General features: G+C 65.2%; 3 protein-coding genes and 1 pseudogene. 2 read left to right on the forward strand and 2 right to left on the reverse strand.

Annotated features, from left to right (window positions below; genetic code table 11):
- Positions 1-264 precede the first annotated feature (264 nt).
- Positions 265-942, forward strand: a complete 678-nt coding sequence (locus ACZXDY_RS44835; protein WP_464349886.1) for a class I SAM-dependent methyltransferase — start codon at positions 265-267, stop codon at positions 940-942.
- Positions 943-945: 3 nt separating this feature from the next.
- Here ACZXDY_RS44835 and ACZXDY_RS44840 read toward each other — a convergent pair whose 3' ends face one another.
- Together ACZXDY_RS44840 and ACZXDY_RS44845 are read right to left on the reverse strand one after the other, a co-directional pair.
- Positions 946-2,625, reverse strand: a complete 1,680-nt coding sequence (locus ACZXDY_RS44840) for a methyl-accepting chemotaxis protein (RefSeq protein WP_464349887.1) — start codon at positions 2,623-2,625, stop codon at positions 946-948.
- A 155-nt stretch (positions 2,626-2,780) separates the two neighbouring features.
- Positions 2,781-3,956, reverse strand: a complete 1,176-nt coding sequence (locus tag ACZXDY_RS44845) for an NnrS family protein (RefSeq protein ID WP_464349888.1) — start codon at positions 3,954-3,956, stop codon at positions 2,781-2,783.
- A 136-nt stretch (positions 3,957-4,092) separates the two neighbouring features.
- On the opposite strand from ACZXDY_RS44845, the pseudogene ACZXDY_RS44850 reads away from it, so the two are divergent.
- Positions 4,093-4,350 (forward strand): annotated as a pseudogene (locus ACZXDY_RS44850) (helix-turn-helix domain-containing protein); the annotation flags it as partial.
- Positions 4,351-4,605 lie beyond the last annotated feature (255 nt).

A 4,605-nucleotide genomic window follows, 5' to 3' on the forward strand; every position in this document is an offset into this window, starting at 1 on the left:
CCGCGGCCTGATGGATTCCGGGCTCGCGCTGCGCGCGCCCCGGAATGACAACCGGTTATTGCTGAGGTCGAGAGCGGGCCCGGAGTACGCTTTCGCTCCACACGGGCTACGACACCTTTCGTGTGACCGCATCCATCTCCTCACAACACGCAATGCTGTCGCAATGCCGCGCGTCGATGATGCGCACGTCTTGATCCGAATCGCATCTGGGGCTTGCGGCGCGGCGCCGGGACACTGTGCTTATTATTGCAAGGTCATGGACTCATGTCTCACGATGCCACATCGTTTTTTCTCTCTTGGCTGTTCAACCCGCGTCGGGTCGGCGCGGTCGCCCCGTCCGGCAACGCGCTTGCCGAATTGATCACCCGCGAGATCACACCGTCATCCGGCCCGATTATCGAGCTCGGCGCCGGCACCGGCGTCTTCACCTACAAGCTGCTGCAGAAGGGAATCAGGCAGCAGGATCTCACCATCGTCGAATACGGATCCGAATTCGTCCAGATTCTGCAATTGCGCTTTCCCGGCGCGCGCGTGCTGTGGATGGACGCGGCGCGGCTCGGCACGGTGAAGCTCGCCGATGACGGCTCGGTCGGCGCGGTCGTGAGCGGCTTGCCGTTGCTGACGATGTCGCCGCGCAAGGTGCTGTCGATCGTAAGCGGCGCGTTTCGCTATGTGCGTCCGAACGGCGCGTTCTATCAGTTCACCTACGGACCGAGGGCGCCGATCCCGCGGCCGATCCTCGATCGGCTCGGGCTGAAGGCCACGCTGGTCGGGCGCACCATGAGCAACCTGCCGCCGGCCTCCGTCTATCGGCTGGTGCGACGCGCGCCCTCCCGCTTCTCCACGCTGCGTCCCGGCGCGATCGAGGATCAGTCGCAGCTTGACAATCTCGACCTGCGACCGCGATTGGCAGCCGTTCCTACGGTGCTGGAGCCGAGCTAAGCCTCACGCCGCGCGGATATTGGCGAGGAAGCCGTCGACCTTGCCTCGCAGCATCTCGGCCTGCTTGTTGAGCTCTTCCGCCGAATCCAGCACCTTGCCCGCGGCCGTGCCGGTCTCACCCGCGGCGCGGGTGACGCCGCCGATATTGCTGGAGACCGCGCTGGTGCCGTGCGCGGCCTGCTGCACGTTGCGGGCGATCTCTTTGGTGGCCGAGCCCTGCTGCTCGACCGCCGCCGCGATCACGGTGGTGATCTCGTTGATCCCGCCGATCGTGCCGCCGATGCCTTCGATCGCGTGCACCGCGTCCGTCGTCGCGCCCTGCATCGCCGCGACCTGCGCGGAGATCTCCTCGGTCGCCTTCGCGGTCTGGCTCGCCAGCGACTTGACCTCGCTCGCCACCACGGCAAAGCCGCGCCCGGCCTCGCCGGCCCGCGCCGCCTCGATGGTGGCGTTCAGCGCCAAGAGGTTGGTCTGGCTCGCAATATCGCTGATGAGCTTGATCACGTCGCCGATCTTCTGCGCCGCCGCTGAGAGGCCTTGCACCGTCACATTGGTGCGGTTGGCCTCCTCCACCGCCTGCTGCGCGACGCGGGTCGATTCCGCAACCTGGCGTCCGATCTCGGAGACCGAGGACGACAATTCTTCTGTCGCCGCGGCCACGGTCTGCACGTTGGCGGAGGCCTGCTCGGCGACGGCGGAAACCGTCGTCGCCTGGCGGCTCGCTTCCGAGGCCGCGCCCGACATGCTGTTCGAGGTCGTGCGCAGACCGGCCGCGGCGCCCGCCAGCGCATCGAGCGAACTGCGGACGCTGTTCTCGAACTCGTCGGCCATCTTGCCGAGCAGGCTGATCCGCTCGGCTTCGGCCCGCTTCTTCAATTCGTCCTGTTCGCCGCGCAGCCGCGCCGCATCGATCATGTTGTTCTTGAACACCTGGACCGACTGCGCCATGGCGCCGACTTCGTCGCGGCGCTCCTGCGCGGGAATCATGGTGTCGGTCGCGCCGTCGGCGATCTTGCGCATGGCGGCGGTCATGCCGGTGATCGGGCCGACAATGCTGCGCCCGATCAGGAAGCACATGCCGGCAACAAGCAGCAGCGCGACGGCGAGGATCGAGCCGATCCAGCGCGCCTCCGACCAGAAGATCGCATCGATGTCGTCGAGATAGATGCCGCCGGCAACGGCCCAGCCATAAGGTTTGAATTCGGTCGCATAGGAGATCTTCGGGATCGCCTCGCCGCCGGCCGCGCGTGTGAAGCGGTACTGCACGAAGCCGCCACCCTGCGGCGCCATCTCGACCTGCCGGCGGGTATAGAACACACCGTCCGAATCAGCCGTATCCATCAGGTTCTTGCCCTCGACCTTCGGATTCGGATGCGACTCGACGACGCCTTGCTTGCCCAGGGCATAGAAATAGTCGTCCTTGCCGAAGCGCAGCGTGCGCAGCAGCGCCTTGCTTCGTTCGAGGACCTGCGCGTCGGAAAGGCCGGCCTTCCTGGCGGCCTCGTAGTCCTGCTCCACCGTCTGCTTGGCGAGTAGGACCAGATCCTGCAGCTTGGCCTTGCGATCCTCGAGCAGATTGTTCTTCAGCGCCTGCAGGCCGACAAAGGCCACGGCGACAATGCCGAGCACCGAAACTCCGACCATGATCATCAGCTTGGAGGAAATCCTGAGATTGCCGAGCATCGCACACCTTTTCTGGAGCTTCCGGCGGCTTCGGCCGCCGATGGTTCCGAAAGGATTAATGCGAATTGGTGAAATTGCCCCTAATGGACGCGACCGCAGGACCTTCCGGCTGCAGTCGATCACCTCTTCAAACAGAGCAAATCCGCGTCGAAACGTCACGCCTTTCGCGGCGAGCACAATGCGGGGCCGTAGAGCGCGACGAAGCCGATGAAGGCGATCGCCCAGGCGGCGCCGGCCACCGTCAGCAGCGGGATCATGTGCGCCGGTTCGAGCGAGGCGCAGATGCGTGCGAGTGCGGCGATAACGATCGCGGCATAGATCACCTGTGTCCCCGCGGAAGCCTGCAGCGCGCGGCCGGTATGGCCGAGGGTGGCGCGGGTCATCACCGCAAGCGTCATCCCGCCGATGGCGCCGCCGGTCCAGGCATGGATGCCGGCGCCCACCGGAATGAGGTCGATCGCAGCCAGTCCGGTCAGGATGAAGCCCACCGGTATGAAGGCGTAGGCCAGGTGCAGGATCAGCACCAGGCGGTCGGACAGGGTCCGGTATCCGGCCCAGCGCCCAAGCCGGATCAGATGGAAGGCGCCGGCGGGCAATAGCAGCGCCGCGGTGAACGCGCCCAGCGGCATCGCCACCCAGGCCAGCAGCGCGATGCCGCCTGCCGCGACCGTGATGCTGTCGAAGCCGTCGAACGGAGTCGGCATCTCGCCGGCGGGTTGGCGCGCGAGCCAGTTGCGCGTGAAGCTCGGAATGATGCGACCGCCGATCAGCGTGACCAGCATGATCACCAGCGCGATCGCAAACCGGGTCGAATACTCGGCGAGCCCGTTGAGATGTGCCTCGATGTGGAAGGCCAGATTGGCGAGCGAGAGCAGCGAAACGATCGCCACGACCGGGAGGTTGCTCCATTTGCGTCCCGCCACGATCTCGCGCGCGGCCGCCGTCGCGAGCAGCGTGAGGAACGCGACATCGATCACAGCGGTAGCAGCCCATCCGATCGATGCCGAGAGGAAGATCGCGATCCGGCCGGCGATCCAGGTCGAGACCAGCGCTGCGAGCGAATTGCCCTGCAGCGGCAACCGCCCGGTCCAGTTCGGCACGGCAGTCAACAGGAAGCCGCCGATCACGGCGCTGACATAGCCGAACAGCATCTCATGCACATGCCAGTCTCGCGGCGAGAACACCGTGGTCAGGGCCAGATGACCTTCATACACCGGCAGCCAGATCACGATCATAGCGCCGGCATAGGCCGAGCTGAGCAGAAAGAACGGCCGGAAGCCGTAGGAGAGTACGGCCGGCCCTTGATACTGGCGCAATCTTGGGATCGACATGACTGCCATCCGCTCGTGTACTTGTTGCTACTTTCCCGCCTCGGCGCGGGTATATTGAGCCTTAGCGTTCCGAGGTCCTGCGCGATTTGCGTCAGGACAACGTTCCGGAGGAATGTGGGCAACGGCCTCCGGTTCCATCTCGCATGCGGTGCTTCGCCTGGGGAAGCAGGCTGGCCGCCGGATCGAGACCGGCATCGAGATCGATTTTCCGATCAGCCGCTAGGACGTCGCCGAGATGACCGGCACCACGCTGCACACGGTCAGCCGCATCTTGAGCGCATGGGAGCAGCAGGGCCTCGTCGAAGGCGGCCGCCAGCGCATCGGGCTGCGTGATCCGCACAAACTGTTCGCACTGGCCGAAGGCCGCATTCCCTCCGCTAGATCCGGTGGCTGACGGACGCCGGCCGCAGGGGACGCACCGCACCTGTATGATCGGCTTCGTGGCGATCCCATAACCGAGGGTTGTGTCGCGCTAGCTCTACCCGCAAATTGCGGGTTCCGTCTCGTGGTCCCGTCCGTTGCTATCGTCAACCGGCCGGTGTGTCGGGCGGATTGATCGGCCCGCCCGGCATCTAGAGCGTGATGTTTTTATACGGAAACATATCCTGAGTTTTTGAGATAGTTGGCGCACTCCTCGGGTGAGAAGAGA

Source organism: Bradyrhizobium sp. LeoB3, assembly GCF_055456055.1.

Coding starts and splice junctions, on each gene's coding strand:
- ACZXDY_RS44835 (WP_464349886.1), top strand. CDS start 265: ATGTCTCACGATGCCACATCGTTTTTTCTCTCTTGGCTGTTCAACCCG.
- ACZXDY_RS44840 (WP_464349887.1), bottom strand. CDS start 2,625: ATGCTCGGCAATCTCAGGATTTCCTCCAAGCTGATGATCATGGTCGGA.
- ACZXDY_RS44845 (WP_464349888.1), bottom strand. CDS start 3,956: ATGTCGATCCCAAGATTGCGCCAGTATCAAGGGCCGGCCGTACTCTCC.